The organism is Armatimonadota bacterium (assembly GCA_020354555.1).
GTDB lineage: Bacteria > Armatimonadota > Hebobacteria.
Genome location: CP070648.1, coordinates 125,718 through 146,474 on the forward strand (window position 1 = coordinate 125,718; position 20,757 = coordinate 146,474).

Annotated in this window: 13 protein-coding genes and 1 pseudogene; 12 read left to right on the forward strand and 2 right to left on the reverse strand. The window is 65.9% G+C overall.

The features are described 5' to 3' along the window. Together JSV65_00525 and JSV65_00530 are read left to right on the forward strand one after the other, a co-directional pair. Nucleotides 1-396 (forward strand): DUF2961 domain-containing protein (locus tag JSV65_00525; GenBank protein UCH34874.1); only part of this gene is annotated, 396 nt, incomplete at its 5' end. 132 nt (nucleotides 397-528) lie between these two features. After that, complete coding sequence (locus tag JSV65_00530; protein ID UCH34875.1) at nucleotides 529-2,493, forward strand: hypothetical protein; 1,965 nt, start codon at nucleotides 529-531, stop codon at nucleotides 2,491-2,493. 169 nt (nucleotides 2,494-2,662) lie between these two features. Here the strand turns inward: JSV65_00530 and JSV65_00535 are convergent, their stop codons facing one another. Then, the gene (locus JSV65_00535) at nucleotides 2,663-6,136 is read right to left on the reverse strand and encodes a PQQ-binding-like beta-propeller repeat protein (protein ID UCH34876.1); all 3,474 of its coding nucleotides are present in this window, start codon (nucleotides 6,134-6,136) and stop codon (nucleotides 2,663-2,665) included. Between the two features lie 196 nt (nucleotides 6,137-6,332). Here JSV65_00535 and purH point away from each other — a divergent pair, with 196 nt between their 5' ends. The 10 genes and pseudogenes from purH to JSV65_00585 all read left to right on the forward strand — a co-directional run bounded on the left by purH (nucleotide 6,333) and on the right by JSV65_00585 (nucleotide 19,225). Then, nucleotides 6,333-7,892: a bifunctional phosphoribosylaminoimidazolecarboxamide formyltransferase/IMP cyclohydrolase gene (gene purH, locus JSV65_00540; GenBank protein UCH34877.1), complete on the forward strand. Its 1,560-nt coding sequence runs from the start codon at nucleotides 6,333-6,335 to the stop codon at nucleotides 7,890-7,892. A 112-nt stretch (nucleotides 7,893-8,004) separates the two neighbouring features. Further along, nucleotides 8,005-9,261 (forward strand): serine hydroxymethyltransferase, encoded by a 1,257-nt coding sequence (locus JSV65_00545; protein ID UCH34878.1) that lies wholly within the window; start codon nucleotides 8,005-8,007, stop codon nucleotides 9,259-9,261. A gap of 29 nt (nucleotides 9,262-9,290) precedes the next feature. Next, entirely contained in the window at nucleotides 9,291-10,685 is a 1,395-nt protein-coding gene (locus JSV65_00550) for a bifunctional folylpolyglutamate synthase/dihydrofolate synthase (GenBank protein ID UCH34879.1), read from the forward strand. Between the two features lie 43 nt (nucleotides 10,686-10,728). Further along, complete coding sequence (locus JSV65_00555) at nucleotides 10,729-11,382, forward strand: hypothetical protein (GenBank protein UCH34880.1); 654 nt, start codon at nucleotides 10,729-10,731, stop codon at nucleotides 11,380-11,382. A 38-nt stretch (nucleotides 11,383-11,420) separates the two neighbouring features. Further along, nucleotides 11,421-12,689, forward strand: coding sequence for a glycosyltransferase family 39 protein (locus tag JSV65_00560; protein ID UCH34881.1), 1,269 nt, complete (start codon nucleotides 11,421-11,423; stop codon nucleotides 12,687-12,689). A gap of 201 nt (nucleotides 12,690-12,890) precedes the next feature. Then, a complete protein-coding gene (dnaK, locus tag JSV65_00565) occupies nucleotides 12,891-14,792 on the forward strand; it encodes a molecular chaperone DnaK (protein ID UCH34882.1) in 1,902 nt (633 codons plus the stop codon). Between the two features lie 29 nt (nucleotides 14,793-14,821). After that, on the forward strand, nucleotides 14,822-15,259 hold the full coding sequence (locus JSV65_00570) for an Hsp20/alpha crystallin family protein (GenBank protein ID UCH34883.1): 438 nt from the start codon (nucleotides 14,822-14,824) through the stop codon (nucleotides 15,257-15,259). A 61-nt stretch (nucleotides 15,260-15,320) separates the two neighbouring features. Beyond that, on the forward strand, nucleotides 15,321-16,244 hold the full coding sequence (locus tag JSV65_00575) for a DnaJ domain-containing protein (GenBank protein UCH34884.1): 924 nt from the start codon (nucleotides 15,321-15,323) through the stop codon (nucleotides 16,242-16,244). Between the two features lie 85 nt (nucleotides 16,245-16,329). After that, nucleotides 16,330-16,758, forward strand: coding sequence for a helix-turn-helix transcriptional regulator (locus tag JSV65_00580; protein ID UCH34885.1), 429 nt, complete (start codon nucleotides 16,330-16,332; stop codon nucleotides 16,756-16,758). Between the two features lie 4 nt (nucleotides 16,759-16,762). Continuing rightward, nucleotides 16,763-19,225 (forward strand): annotated as a pseudogene (locus JSV65_00585) (AAA family ATPase). A gap of 542 nt (nucleotides 19,226-19,767) precedes the next feature. Here the strand turns inward: JSV65_00585 and JSV65_00590 are convergent. After that, nucleotides 19,768-20,757 (reverse strand): insulinase family protein (locus JSV65_00590; protein ID UCH34886.1); only part of this gene is annotated, 990 nt, incomplete at its 5' end.

Here is a 20,757-nt window from a genome sequence, read left to right on the forward strand (position 1 = left end):
ACGCAGCTCGCCAACGGCTGGTGGGGCGAGGGCGAGATCAAGTTTTTCATGGACGGCGACAAGGACTTCCCGACGATTTGCGGCACGGGAACCGAGGACTACTTCGGCGGCGCGTGGGGTTTTCAGGACACGTTCAACGGGCCGTTCCTGGGTTATCCGCTGTGGCAGCGCAATGCGCCGGACGTACCGAAGCACGGGCTGTACCGCTGGCACATCATGGATCCGATCCGTTTCCGGCGGGACCTCAAGGTGACGATACAGGCGTTGGGGTGGTGGCCGAACGCGAAGTTCCAGCCGCTGGAGGACGACATCGCCTCACTCGCCTACTGGTATCAGGCGGAGCCGCACGCGGACTTCCCGCAGCTGCCCGGCATCCGGGAGCGGTGGCCGAGGTAGGTAGTCCTGGCGAGGGATTCCGTAGCCGAGGAGAGAGCATGCGCGTCGCGCCGTGAGACATGCGCGCGCCGTCGTCTATCGACGGCATGACATACCGGCCACGAGCTTAATAGTGCAGGAGGTATCGGGAAGATGGACCGCGTTGTCCGCCGGCGACTTATACTGCTCGCGTGTAGTGCCGCCTTTTCGATCCCACTCTTCGCCTTCGCGCTGCGTGCATCGCGCCAGCCCGCCTGTTCAGAAGGAGGCACGTGGGCACCCGTCGCCCAATTGGCGCACGGCGCGCCGCTGAACTTGGTCGTGCAAGGGCCCTACGCCTACGTGGCCGCGAGCGGCGCGATGACTATCCTCGACGTATCCAACCCCGCCCGACCCGTGCAAGTTGCGCACTTCGACACCCCTGGTACTGCCTTTGACGTCGCCGTATCCGGCACACACGCATATGTCGCCGATGACATCGGTGGGCTGCAGGTGATCGACGTCTCTGACCCGACCAGGCCAAGGCTATGCGCGAGTCTTGTCGCGAGGAATGGGCCCCATCCGCGCGCAATTGCGCTGAACGGCAAACAGCTCTACCTCACTGGAGAATCGGGGCTCTGGGTGGTGGACATTTCAGACCCGGCGCGGCCCGTGGTGAAGAGCCGGTGGCAGAGTGATCACTATCCTCTGGGCGTAGGGGTTGACGACGCCTGTGCCTACATCGCCGATGCATGGGGTGGTCTCCGGGTGCTTGCGATGTCCGATCCTCTTCGGCCCGTAGCTGTTGGACGTTGTGAGACACCCGACTGGGCCATGCAAGTTGAAGTCAGGGGACGGTACGCGTATGTTGCGGCGAAGGCCTCGGGACTTCGCGTGATAGACATTGCGGATCCGGCGCGACCGGTCGAGGTCGGGGCGTGCATCACGCGTGGGCATGCCATGGGTGTCGCCTTGAGCGGCCATTTCTCGTTCGTCGCTGGCTACGATGGCGGGCTGTCGGTCGTGGATGTGTCACAACCCGATAAGCCTCAGGAAATTGCCCATTGCGGTGACGCCGGCCGTGCTGTCGGACTCGCCGTGTCGGGTCCTTTTCTATATGTGGCGGATCACCGCGGCGCCATACACCTATACGACATCTCGAATCCCGCCCAGGCACGTGAGGTGGGAAGGCTCAGTGCGCCGGGCCAGCCTCGGGGCCTTGGTGTGTCCGGGAGGCGCGTCTTCATCACTAACGGGTGTGATTTCCCGCTGCCGAAGTCCTTCGAGTTGCCCGAGGACAGCTCGACCCTCCACGTCGTTCGCGTGTCCGCCGCTCGCGTGCCGCGCGAGCTGCACACGGTATCACTTCCGGCGAGCGCGTTCGGAGTTACGAGCTCAGACCGCTACGTGTACCTAGCCAATGGCCGGAAGGGTTTGCAGGTGCTAGACGCGAGCTGCCCGAGAAGGCTGACGAGCGTCGGCGCGTGCAGCACGCCGGGCTCGGCTGTGGATGTGGCTATCAGTGGCGCACTCGCCGCCGTGGCGGACCACTACGGGTACACGAGCGGCGGCGCGAAGCCAAGTTCCCTACAGTTGATCGACGTATCCCGCCCCACGTGTCCACTTACTGTCGGCCACTATGACAATGACGCGATGCAGAGCCCTTGGGCCGTGGTCTTGCGCGGCCGGTACGCATACGTCGCCGACCAGATCGCCGGCCTCGTCATCCTCGACGTGTCGGACCCCGCGCAGCCGAGGGAAGTTGCCCGCTGCGCGGTGCCAAAAGGCAGCACCTCGGCGATCGACGTTGTAGGCACGCACGCCTACGTTACAGCGGAAGATGCTGGGCTGTACGTTATCGATGTGCGGAATCCGAAGAAGCCGACGGTGGTCGCCCACTCGCCTACGCCCGACGATGCGTGGGATGTCGCGGTGTCGGGAGTGTACGCCTACCTTGCCGCCGCTGGGGCAGGGCTGCGAATTCTCGACGTGTCAAACCCCGCGCGACCTCGGCACGTCGCAGACTGGAACACGCCCGGCGTGGCATCGGCGGTCGCGGCAGGCGACGGCTTCGTCTGTCTGGCGGATGCCGATTGGGGCCTGCTTGTGTTTCGCGAGTACAGCCCGCTACCGCGGTGAGTGCGCGTTCCGAGCTCAATCACCGTGTGGCTGGCGTGGCCACAGCCTATCTTATCCTCAAGCGATGACCCGCGCCGCCTACGTCCCGCCCGGCTCATCCCTCAAAGCGAGCCGGCTCCTCTCCAGGGCTCCTGCTCTACAGACCCGTGGGACAAGATGGAATCCTGTCCTACCGCGTCCCCGCCGCTCTCGCGCAATCCATCATCTCGGCGCGCAGGCGGTCGAGCCCTGCCTCATCTGTGACGCCGTCGATATAGTGCGGGATGCTCACCTCGATCAGGTGTGCAATCCGCGCGCGCACGGCGTCCGGCAACGCGCCCGCATCGCCTTGCGCCAACCGCGCCTTCAGCGCGGTTAGAATGCGGAAGTCCTCGATGCCTTCCCGCACCGCATCCCACCGGCGGCTGGTTACGGGTTGCGTCCGGCCGGTGTAGAGCATGGGGTACTCATACTGCGTGCGCGTCCATGGATCCTCAGGGTTGGTGATGGAGGTCCAGAACCCGGCGCCGGTGAGCCCGTGGCGGAACGCCCAGATGCCGGCGATGCGATACTCCGACACGATATCCGCGGCCTTGAGCGTGCGCCCGCTCGAGAGCAGTTTGTTGTAGTTGTTGTACGAGCAGTTGTAGGACCACAGCGTCTTCCCCGTCGCCTTCATGATTCCGAACTTCTCGGGCTCGGTGGCGACCATGTTGACGCCGGGCGACCAGATATCCACGTAGTCCGCGATCGCCTCCAGCATCGCGGGATCCGGCCCGCCCGCGTCGGCGTAGATCAGCACATTTGGATTCGCTGCGCGCATCATCTTGCCGAACTCAGCTTGCGCGTTGATCGAGCGCCAACCGTCGCCGCCCGCCTCATCTATCGGGTAGAACGCCCAGCGATCGAGCGGGAACCCCAGCGCCGCCATGTGCGCCACGAGGTCGTCGAGGTACGGCTTGAGGGCCTTGCGGTAGCCTGGACTGCCGTAGCCGTCCGTGCCCGATACCGGTTTCAGCGGCGGGAAGCCGTTGAGCAGGAGGACGACGTCTTTCCCTCGCCAGCGCTCGACCGCCGCGTCCAGTTTCGTGTAGTCAATCCGTCCGACCAGCCGGCCTTGCTCGTCGTACTCCGCTTCCGGCAGGCCGCCAATGGTCCACACGTTATTGCCGTGCTCGAACAGGTTGGCATATGTCGCGTCCGCGATGTCCTTGTACTGCGACGACTCGACGTACGCCCACGTGCAGAGACGGAACGAGCCTGGAGGGGCCATCTCGAACGGGAGCACGTTGAGCCGAAGATCCACGAGCGCCTCCGGAGGCGGGATCGCCTGCTCCTGCTTCGGCGCCTCGAGCACGCCCGCGCCGTTCAGCGCTTGCAGGCGCACCTTGACCTCGTATTCGCCCGCTGCGACTTCGCCTACGCCGACATCCAGCCACAACTGCCGGTTCTTCAGCGACGGCACCGACACGACAACCGAGTCATCGAGTTCCGGCAGCGCGTCCCACGACATGTCGCCGGCGGCGGTCGGCACCACCTGCGCCCGGTGCGGCACCACGGTCACGCCCGGCGGCGCCTCGATCACGACTCTCATCTCCAGCTCGCGATCGGTAATGTTGAAGACGTTGACCGGAACGCAATCATGCTCGCCCGGGACCACGCGCCGGGCGATCTCAAGCGGATTGGCGGCCGCCCGCGGGAGCAAGTCATCAACGCCGAGGTTTTCCCATGCAACCTCTTCGAAGGCGACGACGCTCGTGCCGGGACCCAGCGCCGCGGCGTCGCGAATCACCTCTGCGACGCGCTCTCCGCGCAGCGCCGCCCGAACCAGGGCAGCGGTGTCCCTCAGCACGCGCTCCTGGGTCGCCGCATCGGCGTGCAGCGCCACCTCCTGATCCGGCGCCACGACACCCGCCCCGTCCTCGAGGAGTCGCGCTTCGCCGACCAGGGCTGCCGCGGACAGCGGCAGTGTAACCTGGACGAAGCTCGCGGCTGCCCGCATGTCGGACGCGGCTTTCGCCACTGTGCCTCGTTCGTTCGCAAACGGCTCGAGACTCACATCGCGCGCGCCGGACGCCACAACCTTGCCGTCGGCGTTTCTCAGTGACCACGAGAAGTCGTAGACCCCCGGCGCGAGCACGTCGAGCGGCAGCACGAGTTCGCCCTCCGGGGTCGCGATGTCAGCCGTCACTGCGCGCCGCGCGCCATCGGGGGTGATGCAGCTCGCCTCGGCGCGCAGCCGGCCCGCCTTCATCCCCGCGTTGGTGATGCGAAAACGAACGCCCTGCCCGGTCAATACTCGATTCCAGGCCAGGTTCTGCGGCGTCATGCTGACCGCCACCGATCGGGCCAGACCAGGCCACGACCCCGCCATGGTCAGATCGCGGCGCACTCCCCCCCACTGCATCGGCCCGTCCGCAGCCACGGGAGTCGCAAAGCAGAACAGCACGCCGCCGTCCCCGCCGCAGATGACCATCTCGCGACCCGGCGACGCGTTGGTGACGTCGCCGAACGTTGGCGTCGCGTTATACGCGTTGTTGGCGTCGAGCTGGTAGTCGAAGACGATTACGCCTTCGACATCCAGCGCCAGCACGCGCGCCTTATGCGTGCACAGGACGTACTCCAGGCTCCCGTCGCCGTTGATGTCGGCGATCGCCCCCGCCGCATCCGTGCGCATCTGCATGTCCAGCTTCCAGAGGACGCTCCCGTCTTCATCCAGGCGCTCAATGAGGCCTGATTGTGTCACCGCGAAGATGTCGGCGCGGCCGTCGGTGTCGAGATCGCCCACAGATACCGATGAGTCCATATCGCTTCCCGTCGCGCGTCGCCACAGCGTCGTGCCTTCCCCGTCGAGGCAGAAGCACTCGCCGTCGCCGGAGCCGAACGCCACCCGCCCTCCGCCGTCGGATGCAGTGAAGATCACCGGCGCGGAGTATAACTCGCGGCCCATCTGGCGCGACCACATCACGGTTCCGTCACTGCGCAATACCGCGGCGATGCCCGCCTCGGTCACGACGGCGATCTCGGGATCGCCTCCTCCGGTCAGTTCGCCGACGGATGGGCTTGCGCCGATGCTCCCTTCCAGGGCAGTCTGCCACAAGACCTTGCCGGTGAGCGCGTCGAACGCCCACACAGTGCCCGCTTCGTCGGTCTGGATGACTTCGGTCTTCCCGTCGCTGTCGACGTCACAGAGCACCGCGGCCGACCAGTTCGACGGCGCGTTGAGGCGCGCCCGCCAAGCCTCCTCGCCGTCACCGCTGAGGCAGATGAACCCGCCGGCGTTATCGGCGGCATAGATGAGAGCGGGCTGCCCTTGGCGCAGCAGAACCGAGGGGTACGTGCAGAATCTCGGCTCGGTGGCGAATTCCCACAGCCGCTTGCCCTCGCCGTCGTACGCCATGATCGAGTTATAGCCGGCGGCGACGATTTCGCCCAGGCCATCCCCGTCGATATCCGCAACGGTCGCTGCGGTGTAGAGGCCGGTATCCGTGTCCACGCCCCACAGTAGGCGGACCTCCACGGCTGTGCCGTCGGCACCCGCGGCACAGGCCATGATACACCCCACGATCACACCGAAAACGGCGCACGCCAGGCTCGCGCCGGCGCCCCGCCGCAGTCCTGGAGTATCGCCCTTGGCAAGCCAACGCCACAGAGACAGCAGCATTCGATGAATCTCCTTTTCGTGAACCGGGCTCCGACGCTCGGCAGAGCCCATATGTGATTTCTGCGGGCGGCAACCGCGCCCCTCTGCCGCGCCGCGACTCACAGCTTTACACCCCCAAAGCCGCTGTGCTATAGTATGCCCACTTGGGAACTCGCTGCGTCGGTGACCCGTCAACTTCACGCTTCGGAGGTGTTCGTTGCCCCGGATTAGGCGCGCCCTGGTGAGTGTTTCGGACAAGACCGGGCTGGTGGATTTCGCGCGCGGATTGGTGGACCTGGGGGTCGAAATCCTTTCGACCGGCGGCACGGCGAAGGCGCTCGCCGACGCCGGCCTACCGGTGCGTCAAGTCTCGGACTACACCGGCTTCCCGGAGATGATGGACGGCCGCGTGAAGACGCTTCACCCCAAGGTTCACGGGGCGCTCCTCGCCCGCCGCGACAACCCCGAGGATATGGCCGCGGCCCGCGAGCACGGCATCGAGTTGATAGACATGGTCGTCGTCAACCTGTATCCGTTCCGGCAGACGGTCGCGAAGCCGGGGGTGAGTCTCGCCGAAGCGGTCGAGCAGATAGACATTGGCGGGCCGTCCATGGTGCGCTCCGCCGCGAAGAACCACGCGTACGTCGCGATCGTGTGCCGGCCGGAGCGGTACGAAGAGGTCCTCGCCGAGCTGCAGACGTGCGACGGCGAGCTGTCGGATGAGACGCGACTCAACCTAGCGGTCGAAGCGTTCGGGCACACGGCTTCCTATGACGCGGCGATCAACACCTACCTCGGCAGCCAGACTGCACGGGAGGCCATGCCCGATGTCCTCATACACGCCTGGGACAAGCAGCAGGACCTGCGCTACGGCGAGAATCCGCATCAGGCCGGCGCGTTCTATGGCGATTCCACCCATGCGCCCGCGGGCCTGGCCGGCGCGAAGCAGCTTCATGGCAAGGAGCTGTCATTCAACAACTTCCTCGACCTCGACGCGGCGATGGCGATAGTGGCGGATTTCGCTGAGCCGACGGCCGCCATCTTCAAACACACGAGCCCGTGCGGCGCGGCGAGTGCGGATACGCTGGTGCAGGCCTACCGCGACGCGCTGGATTGCGACCCGCTGTCGGCCTTCGGCGGCATCATCGGCCTTAACCGTCCCGTCGACGGCGACACCGCGCAGGCGATCCTCGACGGCATCAAGACGTACGGGTTCATGGAGTGCGTCGTCGCCCCGGAGTACCAACCGGACGCCCTTGAGTCCCTAAAGGCGAAGCGCGACCTGCGTCTGGTCGAGGCGCCGCGGCTGTGCATCCCGGACCGGTACGATTTCAAGCGCGTCGCCGGCGGCCTGATCGTCCAGGACCTCGACCGCTTCGCCGATGACGAGCCGGAGCTGACGTTCCCGTGCGACAAGCAGGTCGCCGACGAACTCATTTCTTCGCTCAGATTCGCGTGGCGCGTCGCGAAGTGGGTGAAGTCGAACGCGATCGTCATCGCCCGGGACTTGAAGACGGTCGGAATCGGCGGCGGGGTCACCAGCCGCGTTGACGCGGTGTGGCTGGCGGTGCGCAAGGCGGGCGACCGTGCGCGCGGCGCGGTGCTCGCGTCGGACGCGTTCTTCCCGAAGCCGGACGCGATTGAAGTTGCCGCGGAGGCCGGGGTGGTGGCGATTGTGCAGCCCGGCGGATCGCTCGGCGACCAGGAGGCGATTGACATGTGCAATCGCCTCGGCATCGCGATGGCATTCACCGGGCGCCGCCATTTCCGCCACTGAGTAAGCGCTTAAACCATAGAGAACACAGAGAGGCATTGACGCCCCCGAGTCTGCGATTTGCGGCTCCGTGATCTCTGTGTGCTCCGTGTCAGATTGTTCCCATGGAGTCATTATGAACCGCACGTTAGCCGAAGTTGATCCCGAGATGGCGGAGGCGCTGGCGGGCGAACTCGAGCGCCAGCAGAACTGCCTGGTCATGATCCCGTCGGAGAACTACGCGAGCAAGGCGGTGCTCCAGGCCCAGGGCTGCATCATGACCAACAAGTACGCCGAGGGCTACCCCGACGCCCGCTGGTACCACGGCTGCGAGTTCGTGGATCGCGCGGAGAGCCTGGCGATCGAGCGCGCGAAGGAGTTGTTTGGCGCGGAGCACGCGAACGTGCAACCCCACACGGGGTCGCAGGCGAACATGGCGGCGTACTACGCCCTGCTTGAGCCGGGCGATACGATCCTCGCGATGTCGGTTGACCAGGGCGGGCATCTGACCCACGGCAACAAGCTCAACTTCTCCGGCCGGTATTATCGCATCGCGTTCTACGGTGTTGACCGTCAGACCGAGTGTCTGGACTACGACGCGATACTCCACGCGGCACGCCATGAGCGGCCGAAGCTGATCGTCGTCGGCGCGAGCGCCTACCCGCGCGTGATAGACTTCGAGCGCTGTCGCGCGATCGCCGATGAGGTCGACGCTTACCTCATGGCGGACATTGCGCACATCGTCGGCCTTATTGCGGCCGGCGAGCACCCAGACCCGGTGCCGTACTGTGACGTCATCACGTCCACGACGCACAAGACCTTGCGCGGGCCGCGCGGGGCATTCATCATGTGCCGGCGCGAGCTCGGTGAGGCAATAGACCGCGCGGTGTTCCCGGGCGTGCAGGCCGGGCCGTTGATGCACGTCATCGCCGCGAAAGCGATCGCGTTCAAAGAGGCGATGACCAAGGACTTCCGCGAGTACCAGCGTCAGATCATCAAGAACTGCCAAGCGCTCGCCGATGGACTCATCGAGCAGGGCTTCCGGCTTGTCACCGGCGGCACCGACAACCACCTGGTGCTCGTGGACCTGCGTCCGCAAGGCATCACCGGCAAGGAGGCGGCGGACATCCTCGAGGAAGCGGGTATCATCGCGAACAAGAACGTCATCCCGTACGACCATCAGCCGCCCGCCATCGCGAGCGGCATCCGTCCCGGCACGCCGGCGCTGACGACGCGCGGCATGAGAGAACCGGAGATGCGGCAGATCGCGGAGATGATGGGCCGCGTCGTGGATAACCGCAATGACCTCGCCGTGCGGCAGAAGGTGCGCGAAGAGGTGCGCGAGCTGTGCGCCCGGTTCCCGATCTACACCGATGTCTCCTGGTGCGCGTGAGCTGCCGTGCCCCAACGGGGCCATCCATCATGCGATACGAACGGGCGGTTGAGTATCTGGAGAGCCTGGTAGACTGGGAGCGGCTGGCCGGGGAGCGCACGTGGAACCTCGACCGCATGCGCTTCATGCTCGACCGAGTGGGCCACCCCGAGCGCGGACTCAAAACTATACACCTCGCCGGCACCAAGGGCAAAGGTTCCACCGCTGCGATGATCGCTTCGGCGCTCGCGGCCGCGGGTCTGCGGACCGGGCTCTACACCTCACCGCACCTGCGCAGCTTCCGCGAGCGCATACGCATCAACGGCCGCGAGATTTCGCGCGGCGACGTCGCTGGACTGGTCAGTCGGGCGCGCCCGATTATCCAGGCCGTCCCTGAGGACACCCTCGGCGTCCCGAGCTTTTTCGAGGCGTATACCCTCATGGCGTTCCTCCATTTCGCGGAGCAGCGCTGCGATGCCGTCGTTCTCGAAACCGGCCTTGGCGGACGGTTGGACGCCACGAACGTCATTGACGACCCGCTCGTCGCGGTCATCACGCGCATCGGCATAGACCACACGCTCGAGCTTGGCTCCACGGTACCGCGCATCGCCGCGGAGAAGGCGGGAATCATCAAGCAGGGCTGCACCGTCGTTTCGTCACCGCAGCCGCAGTCGGCGTGGCGGGTGCTCATCGAAACGTGCCGCGAGCGAAATGCCACGCTGCACGGCGTGCGCGTCAAGCAAGCGTCGGGGAAGCCCCCGCTCATGCGCCGTCTGCTGCCCGATAAGCGTAAGGCGTCGTTTATCCTGGAACAGCTCGAGTCGGGACCCGGCGGGCACCGGTTCAACCTGACCGGAATAGATGCGGATTACCGCGATCTGTTCTGCCCGCTGCTCGGGGATCACCAGCTCTACAACGCGGCGACGGCGGTCGCTGCCCTCCACCTCTTATCCAAGCGCGGGATGACCGTGCCCGAGGATGCCGTGCGGCGGGGTCTGGCGAGGGTGCGCTGGCCGGGGCGGCTGGATGTTGCGGGCAAGCAGCCGTGGATCGTCCTCGACGGCGCGCATGATGAAATCTCGGCGAAGGCGCTGGCGCGGGCGGTCATCGAGCTGTTTCCCCATCGCAAACTGATACTCGTCCTCGGCATCTCGCGCGACAAGGACATCCGGGCCGTCGGCACTCAGCTCTGTCCGATCGCGGACCGCGTGGTATTCACGGCGTCGAAGCTGCCGCGCGCTACCGCGGCGGGTGAGTTAAGCGCCGCCCTTGGGGACCTGTTTCAGAATACGGCGATCGCCGCCGCCGTCCCCGAGGCGCTGCGCGTCGCGCTCGCCGAGGCGGGCGAGGATGATCTCGTCCTCGTGACGGGATCGCTGTACATCGTCGGCGAGGCGATGGAGGCGCTGGAAATCATGCGCCGGCCCGAATTGGCGCGCCGTTAGGGCGCTGTGCCGCAGCGTCGCAGTGTCGCCTGGCTGAGGGATAATGGTTCACGAGCCGGCATACGCGTTGTTGATAGCCGTCGCGCTGGCGCTCCTGCTGCCCGAGCCGGGGCGGTGGAACCCGTTCGCGCTCGCGCGCAGCGGAGCGCGAGCGCTGGCCAGTGACCTGCCTCGGACCGGGCCCTGGGCCGCAGCCGCGGGCGTCTTAGTGCTCGTGCTCATCGCCGGGCCGGCGGCGGCGGTGACATGGCTGCTCACCAGCGAGTTGCCCGTTTGGCTGCGACTGTTCGCTCCAGACTCCTCCCCCGTCGTCGCGCTTGTTCTTGCTGCGATCCTGCTGCGGCTGGCATTCTCGCTGCCGCCGGTGTGGCACCGAGGCGCAGAGGAACGCTCGGCGGCGCGACTGGGAGCGGAACTCCTCGCTCCGCTCATGCTGTATGCCCTGATCGGCATCCACGCAGCGGTGGTGTATCGCGCCGCCCTGGAGGTCGCGCAGGCCTCAGGCGGGGACCCGCAACATGAGACTCTCACAGCGCCGGCATCGCTCGTCGCGTACGGAGTCGCCGCGCCGGCGCGGCGCTTGGCGATGCTCCTCGTTCTTCTCGCGTCGCGCGGACGAGCAGATGAAGCGCACCCACCCCCCGCTCCGGCCGTCATCGGCGCGATAGCCCTCGCCTTCCTGGTGACTATATGGTAGCCGGCACACCATCACCAGGCGCAGAGCGGTGCGCAACTATGTCCCGCCGCGCGTGGGTCGCGCTTGTCGTCCTTGTCGCGCTTGCCGTGGCGTGGCGAGTCTCGTACTTTCGCCAGGCGCGGCCGCTGCCCGGGGGCGGCGATGCCATCGAGTACGACATGATCGCGACGACGTTGCTCGAGACCGCCACGTTCCGCACACCGGACCACGGCCTGCCCCACGGCGAGTATGCGGTGCGCACTCCGGGTTATCCGGTTTGCCTTGCCGCGCTCTACTGGGCCGGACGGCAATGGTTCGCCTCGCGGTTTGCCCTGGTTCGACCGGTTCAACTGGCACTCGATCTCTGCACGCTGCTCCTCGTGTTCGCGCTCGCCCGGCGTCTATTGGGCACCCGCCAGGCTTGGCTCGTCGCGCTGCTCTACGCGGCGTACCCCGGCTTCTGGTGGGCCGCGTCCTACGCGTACACGGAGACGCTGACAGGTTTCCTCTGGGCCGCCGCGGTGCTCCTGCTCACGATCGGCTTCGAGAAGCGTCGAGCGAGGGCCTTTGCGATGGCCGGGATCATCCTTGGGGCGGCGGCACTGGTTCGCCCAACCGGCCAGGCCTTCGCGGCGTTCCTTCTCGTCGCCCTGCTCTGGGCTTACGGTTACCGCGACCGGCGCTGGCTGTGGCACGCCCTGGCCTTCGTGGTTGCGTTCGCCGCAGTGATCTCGCCGTGGGCGATTCGCAACTACCGCATCTTTCACCGGCCCGTCGGGCTCTCAAGCTTCGGCGGACTCAACTTTTGGTCCGGCAACTACCTTCCGTTCCACGGGCGCTTTCGGCAGGCATCTTACCCCATTGTTCACCGCATAACCGCGGGCTCGCGCGACGAGATGCAGGCCGACCGCGCGCTGTGGCGCGAGGGCTGGCGCAACATCGGGTATTACGTCTCTCACCGCCCCGTCGACTACGCCGGCCTGCTGTGGGACAAGTTCCACACCTTCTGGTCGAGCTACTCGGGGCAAGCCCTCATAGTCGGCTGGCGCCAGCGGGGCCTCCACGGCTGGCATCTGCATAACGCCCTCCTGCTGCTGGGCCTCGTGGGGTTCCTGGCGGCCACCCTCTCTGCGCGACGCTATGCCGCCGTCTTTGCCGTCGTCGCGTTCGTGAGCCTGGTGCACGTCGCGACCATCGCCGAAGAAGGCAGGTACAACATCCTCGTGATGCCCTACGTGATGATCCTCGCCGTGAGGGCGCTCGAATGGCTCCTCCCGGGCCTCTTCCGCAGCACGCAGAGCTCCGTCGCACACCACCCTTCGTCCTAAGCCCCCGCGGCAACGCCGCCCTAACCCCGTGCCCCCACCGCGCCTGCCACATTGTCAGTGGATGGTACAAGCCAGCATGCAATCGTTCATCGGAACATGGTTGACAACATTGTTGTCAAGGTATATACTAGTCAACGTCGCAATCCAAGGCGCCCACAGCTGCGGGCTGCGCGCTGAAATATGTCGGGAGGTTAGACCCAAATGCCCAAGATCATCGGAATTGACCTGGGTACGACCAACTCCGCAGTCGCCGTTGTGGAGGGTGGCGAGCCCCACGTCATCACGACCGCAGAGGGCGGCCGTCTCTGCCCGTCCGTCGTCGGCTTCACGAAGACGGGGGAGAGGCTGGTCGGCCAGCCCGCTAAACGCCAAGCGGTCATCAACTCGGAGAACACGGTCTATTCCATCAAACGCTTCATGGGGCGGCGCTACAGCGAGGTCGCGACGGAGCGGGGGATGGTGCCTTTCAAGGTCGTCGAGGGGCGCAACGGCATGGCCGTGGTCGAGATCCAGGGGAAACAGTACACGCCGGAGGAGATCTCGGCCATGATCCTGCAGAAGCTCAAGGCCGACGCGGAGGCGTACCTCGGGGAGAAGGTCACCCAGGCCGTCATCACTGTCCCTGCGTATTTCAACGACGACCAGCGCGCGGCTACAAAGAGCGCCGGAGAGATCGCCGGGCTCGACGTGCTGCGCATCATCAATGAGCCGACGGCTGCGTCCCTAGCCTACGGCTTGGAGAAGAAGGCGGAAGAGACGATCCTGGTCTGGGACCTCGGAGGTGGGACGTATGACGTCTCCGTGCTCGAGGTCGGCGAGGGCGTGTTCGAGGTCAAGGCCACGAGCGGCGATACCCACCTCGGCGGCGACGACTGGGACGAGCGGCTAGTCAACCACATCGCCGACCAGTTTAAGCAGGAGCAGGGCATTGACCTGCGCAGTGATCGCCAAGCGCTCCAGCGCTTGCGCGAGGCCGCCGAGAAGGCCAAGATCGAGTTGTCCACGGTCGTGCAGACGAGCATCAACCTCCCGTTCATCACTGCCGATCAGACGGGCCCCAAGCACCTCGACGTCAACATCACCCGCGCCAAGTTCGAGGAGCTGACGTCGGACCTCGCGGAGCGATGCGTCGGCCCGTATCGCCATGCGATCGGCGATGCCAAGCTGAGCGACGGCCTCGACGAGATCATTCTCGTTGGCGGCGCGACGCGCATGCCTGCAATCCAGGAGTTGGTGCGCAAGCTGACCGGCAAGGATCCGAACAAGAGCGTCAACCCCGATGAGGTCGTCGCGGTAGGCGCCGCGATCCAGGCCGGCGTGCTTGGGGGCGAGGTGCGCGAGGTCGTGCTGCTGGATGTCACGCCGCTATCGCTGGGCGTGGAGACGCTGGGCGGAGTGATGACCAAGCTCATCGAGCGCAACACCACCATCCCGACGCGCAAGAGCGAGGTGTTCACCACTGCCGCCGATGGCCAGACCGACGTCGAGATTCACGTGCTCCAGGGCGAGCGGGAGATGGCGCGAGACAACCGCACGCTCGGCCGTTTCCATCTCACGGGGATACCGCCCGCTCCGCGTGGCGTGCCCCAGATCGAAGTCGCGTTCGACATTGACGCCAACGGTATCGTGAACGTCGGCGCTAAAGACATGGGCACCGGCCGCGAGCAGAGCATCACGATTACCGCGTCCGGGCAACTGGGCAAGGATGACGTCGAGCGCATGGTGCGCGACGCCGAGGCCCATGCCGACGAGGATCGACGGGCCAAGGAGGAGGCGGAGGCGCGCAACCGCGCCGACTCCATGGTGTACACGACGGAGAAGACGCTGAGTGACCTCGGCGACAAGGTGCCTGCCGACTTGCGTCAGGAACTCGAGGGCAAGGTCAGCGCCGTCAAGGAGGCGATCTCGGCTAACGACATCGAGCGCATCCGCACCACGAGCGAGGAACTCCAGCAGGCGTCATACAAGCTGTCGGAGATCCTCTACCGGCAGACGGCGGAGGCGCAGGCCGCCGCAGGCGCCGGCGAGCCGCAGCAGGAGCAGCCACCGCAGGGCGGGGACGATGAGGGCGTCATTGACGCGGAGTACAAGAAGAGCGAATGACGCAGTCAGCGCGATAGGAGGCCGTGCCCATGGATTTGCGTTGGGATCCATTCGAAAACATCGCCGACCTGCGCGAGCGCATCAGCCGCATGGTCGAGGACAGCTTGCGCGATCATCTGGGTTCGTCGGAAGCTGCTGACCCGCGCTCGTGGGCCCCGCGCGTTGACATATACGAAACCGACTCCAGCCTCGTCTTCGAGACGGAGTTGCCGGGCCTGGCGCAAGCGGACATTGACATCGAACTCGACGGCGACAGGCTTACGATCAAGGGCACGCGCAAGCCTGCCGAGGGACGGGAGTATGTGCGAATGGAGCGCCCGTATGGGCCGTTTCACCGCTCCTTCGCCATCGGCGTGCCGATAGACCGATCGGGCGTGACGGCGACCTACCGTGACGGCGTGCTGGCGGTGACGCTGCCGAAGGCACGCCGGCACCAGACGCGACGGATCAAGGTGAAAGTGGAATAGGGAGCGGCGGCGCGGCGTCTCCTCGCGATCCGCGGAACGGCTCCCGCAACCACAGGCGCGAATGAGCGACAAGGATTACTATAAGACACTCGGGGTCGGCCGCAGCGCCACCGAGAAAGAGATCAAGCAAGCCTACCGTCGGCTGGCGCGCAAGTATCATCCCGACGTCAATCCCGGGAACAAAGAGGCCGAGCGCAAGTTCAAGGACATCAGCGAGGCCTACGAAGTCCTCAGCGACAAGGACAAGCGCGCCCAGTACGACCGCTTCGGGTCTGTCGGCGACGCGGCCCGGCGCGCTCAGCAGTGGGGCCGCGGCGCCGGGCCGGGCGGCTTTACGTGGCAGACCATTGATTTCGAGCCCGGCGCGGCAGCACCCGCGTTCGGCGACCTGTTCGACATGTTCTTCGGCGCAGGCCCGCGAGGCGCCGGGACGCGCGCCGGGCCGACCATGAAGGGACAGGATCTCCAGCAAGACGTGGAGATCACCCTGGAGGAGGCGGCCAGCGGAACGCAGCGCACGGTGGTGACAGGCGCTCCCGACGGGAAGACGAAGCGGCTGGAGGTGAAGATACCCGCCGGGGTCAAGGACGGCGCAAAGATCCGCGTGGCGGGAGAGGGCGCGCCGGGCATGGGCGGTGGCCCGCCCGGCGACGTCTACGTCATCCCGCGCATCCGTCCCCACGCCCGTTTCGAGCGCAAGGGCGATGATCTCTACACGGAGGTCGCGGTGCCGTTTACCGAGGCGACGCTTGGAGGACAAGTTGAGGTGCCGACGCTTGACGGCAGTGTGACCATGACCGTTCCGGCAGGAAGCTCATCGGGTCGCGTTCTGCGCCTCGGCGAACTGGGCATGCCGCGACTGCGGAGCCGCAGCAAGGGCGACCTATTCGTCAAGCTCCGCGTGACCGTGCCAAAGGCGCCGACCGAGCAAGAGCGGCAACTGCTCGAACAATTGCGGAAATTGCAGGGCGACCGAGTACCGTGACCGGGCGCCGCTGCCGCAGCCAGCATCACAACGACATATCCCAGCTTCCCTGAGCCCCGTACGGGGCAGGAAGGGAGTGCGACATATGACAGCGAGAAGTGAGCGCCAAGAACCGGTATACGTCATCAGCGTCGCGGCGAAGCTGCTCGACGTTCACCCGCAGACGCTTCGACTGTACGAGCGGCTTGGGTTGGTCGCGCCGGCTCGCAGCGAGAGCAACATACGACTCTATTCCAGGCACGACGTCGAGCGCGTGCGTCGGATTCAACATCTGACGCAGGACATGGGCGTCAACCTCGCCGGTGTTGAGGTGATCCTCGACTTGCTCGAGAAGATGGAGCAGGAGCGCGAGGCCATGCAGCGGCGCATCATGCGGATGAGGCGCGAAGTCGAGGCGCGCATCGCGCGCATGCGCGAGGACATCGAGGGGGAAGTCAGACGCGACCTCGCGAGTGACGGCGAGTCGTCCAGCACGCGCCCCGCGCGGGCGCGCAAGGAAGCGACTAAGGGTTAGACACATGGACCTCGGCAAGTTCACGGACAAGGCCAAAGAGGCGCTGGCCATGGCGCAGGAGATCGCGGTGCGCTATCGCCACACCCAACTCGACACCGAGCACGTGCTCCTCGCGACGCTCGAACAGCGCGACAGCACCGCCACCATGATACTGCGCGCGGCGGGGCTTGATGCGGCCGCTGTGAAGACGCAGGTGGAGAACGCGCTGGCGCGGGCGCCCAAGGTTCAGGTCAGCGCATCCGCGGGCGGCCCGGCGCAGATCTACGTGACCCCCGGCCTCTATCGCCTGTTGACGGAAACAGCCCAGCAGCAGGCCGAGCGCCTCCACGACACCCTCATCGCCGTCGAGCACATCCTGCTCGCGCTGCTCGAATCGCCGGGCGGCGCGGGCGATATCCTGCGCGCGACCGGACTGACACAGGACCGCGTGGACAACGCCCTGCGCGAGATCCGCGGCGGCCACAGCGTCACCGACGAGGGCGCGGAGAGCAAGTACGCCGCGCTCGAGCGCTTTAGCCGTGATCTCACGGAGATGGCGCGCAACGGCGAACTCGACCCCGTCATCGGCCGCGAGGACGAGGTCAAGCGCCTGATTCAGGTGCTCAGCCGGCGCACGAAGAACAACCCCGCACTGATCGGCGACCCCGGCGTCGGCAAGACCGCCGTGGTCGAAGGGCTCGCGCAGCAGATCGTCGCCAACCACGTACCCGAGAACCTGAAGGGCAAGCGCGTCATCGCGCTCGACCTCAGCGCCATGGTCGCCGGCTCGAAGTTCCGCGGCGAGTTCGAGGAGCGCCTGAAGGCCGTCATGGACGAGATTCGCAAGGCCAAAGGCGAGATCGTCCTGTTCATTGACGAGCTGCACACCGTGGTCGGCGCGGGGGCTGCGGAGGGAGCGATAGACGCGGGCAACATGCTCAAACCCGCGCTCGCCCGCGGCGAGCTTCAGTGCATCGGCGCGACGACGCTCGACGAGTACCGCAAGCACATCTAGAAGGATTCCGCGCTGGAGCGACGCTTCCAGCCGGTTTTCCTCAACGAACCGTCAGTCGAGCAGACCATCGAGATCTTGCGCGGCTTGAGGGATCGCTACGAGGAGCATCACCAGGTCAAGATCGAGGACGCGGCGCTCGAAGCGGCGGCGAAGCTCTCTGCCAGGTACATCACGGATCGCTTCCTGCCCGACAAGGCGATTGATCTCATGGACGAGGCCGGGGCGAAGAAGCATATCGAGAGCGCCTATGCCCCGCCCGACATCGGGCAACTCGAAGAGCGCATTGCCCAACTCGAATCGGAGCGCGACAGCGCCGCCTCCACTCAGGACTACGAGCAGGCCGCGCTGCTCAAGCAGCAGATCGAGTCGGCCGGCGTGGAACTGGAGCAGAAGCGCGCTGAGTGGAATAGCGCCCAGGGCGCCACCGAGGCCATGGTCACCGAGGAGGATATCGCGGAGATCGTATCGAGCTCGACCGGCATCCCGGTTGCCCGCATGTTCGAGCAGGAGACCGAGAAGCTGCTCCACATGGAGGAGCGCCTGCACCACAGGGTGATTGGCCAGGATGAGGCGATCGGCGCCGTTTCCGACGCTATCCGCAGGGCGCGCGCCGGGCTGAAAGATCCGAAGCGGCCGGTGGGGTCGTTCATCTTCATGGGACCGACAGGCGTGGGCAAGACCGAACTCGGGCGCGCGCTCGCCGAGTTCCTGTTCGACGACGAGGATGCGCTGGTGCGCCTCGACATGTCGGAATACCAGGAGCGGCACACCGTGTCGCGGCTGATTGGTGCGCCGCCGGGCTACGTCGGCTACGAGGAAGGCGGCCAGTTGACGGAAGCGGTGCGCAGGCGGCCGTACCGCGTGGTGCTGTTCGATGAGATCGAGAAAGCGCATCCCGACGTCTTCAACGTGCTGCTGCAGATCCTCGACGACGGTCGGCTGACCGACGCCACAGGACGGACGGTTGACTTCAAGAACACCGTCATCATCATGACCTCGAATATCGGGACGCAGTGGATGAAGGCGTCATCCCTCGGCTTCAAGCCCGAACAAGAAGAGGCCGACTTCGAGAGCATGAAGGTGCGGATGCTGGAGGAGTTGCGACGCATCATGCGGCCCGAGTTGTTGAACCGCATTGATGAGATCATCGTCTTCCACCCGCTGACGCGCGAGCAGATTCGGCAGATCGTAGATCTCATGATCGCGCGCGTGGAGAAGGAACTCGAGGAGCGCAAGATCTCGCTCCAGCTCACGGACACTGCGCGCGACATGCTGGCTGACGTCGGGTTCGACGAGGAGTACGGCGCGCGGCCGCTGCGAAGAACGATTCAGCGCCTAGTCGAGAACCCGATCTCGAAGGGCATTCTCAGCGGCGAATTCCGCGAGGGCGACACGGTGATCGTGGACGTCGAAGACGGCCACATCGCCCCCAAGCTGCTGGTGCCGGCGGGCCGGGCCGACAAGAAGGATTGAAGTGCCGACACCGCTGAGGGCGCGGAGCAAGAGCCATCTCGCACAGCCGGGCGCAGCTGTGTGCATCGCCGGACCGCACAGGGAAAGAGGACCGTGGCCGGTTCCTCTTGGTGCATCCTCAGAAGGCAGAGCCACCCCATGAGCCGCCGCAATTCCGGTCGTGTCGTTGATGCGCAAGCGCGGCAACGGCTTGCGGAGGCGACCGCGTCCTTCATGCGCGAGGACATCCAGTCCTATGCATATGGCGACGCCGTCGAAACAGCTTGGGAGCAGGGTGACGATTTAAGCCTGTTTGATGTCGCTTCCGACCTGTGGCTCTACTACGACGACCTCGTTGACCACAGCATTTCGGTCTTCCCGGAGTCCTGGGAATACATGAGGCGCCTGCTGGCTTTCCTCAGGACCGACTATGTCCTCCAGCAACAGCGCGTGCGCATCTGGCATTCCGGTCAGTTCGTGGCGCTCGGCTGCCTCGCGGCTTGGCCTGACCCGACAAGTGAACCGCCTCCCCCACCCCGTTGCGGCGGGAGTATGGTGCGACTTCACCGCGGAGCTTCGGGCCCCGCAACGACAATCGCGGCGCGGTCGGGCGTGATGTACTTGCGCGCGGCCTCTGCGACGTCGGCGGGCGTGAGCGTGGCCATGATCTCCGGATAGCGCCACGGGTAGTCGAGACCGAGCCCGTAGAACTCGGCGGTTGACAGGCTATTGCCGATGCCCGCGTTGGTTTCCAGGCGCAAGGCGAGCGTACCCGTCACGTAGTCCTGCCACAGGCGCACCTCGTCCGTCCCCGGCGGCTCCTGGCCGATGCGGCGCAACTCCGACAGCGCGCTGTCTATCGCCTGCTCGACACGCCCCGGATTGACGCCCATGCGCAACATCCACGGCCCGGCACCGTAGTACGCTGCAAAGTAGCTGTAGACGTAATACGCCAGCCCTTGCTCGTCGCGGATGCGATTCGTCAGGCGGCTGGTGAATCCCCCGCCGCCGAGGACGTAGTTCAGCAGTTCGGCGGCGTGATAGTCGGGCGCCAGGCGGCTGATGCCGGGGAATCCGATTGCGATGTCCGACTGCGTCTTGCCGGGCAAGGTGATGCTCTTGCGCACGACCTCCGCGGGCGGCGGGACATCGGGTATGGCGATCGGCGGCCGCTCACCCGATGCCTGCCAATCGCCGAAGCACTCCTCGGCCAACTCGCGCACCTGCGCCTCTGATACGTCTCCGACCACGGCGAGCACGAGCGTGTCGGGACGATAGTACTTCCCGTGGAACGCCACCAAGTCGTCCCGCGTGATGCCCCCCACCGCATCCAGAGTGCCCAGGCGCGGATGATGGAGCGGATGGCCGTCGGGATACAGTGCCGCGTAGAACTCGCGCTCGGCGACTTCGCCGGTGTCCTGAGCCGCCTCCCTCAGGGCGACCTCCAACTGCGACCGCACGAGGGCGATCTGGTCCTCCGGGAAATCCGGGCGCCGCACCTGATCCGCAAGCGTCCGCATGACGAGCGGCAGGTCGTCCTTCAAGCAGCGTCC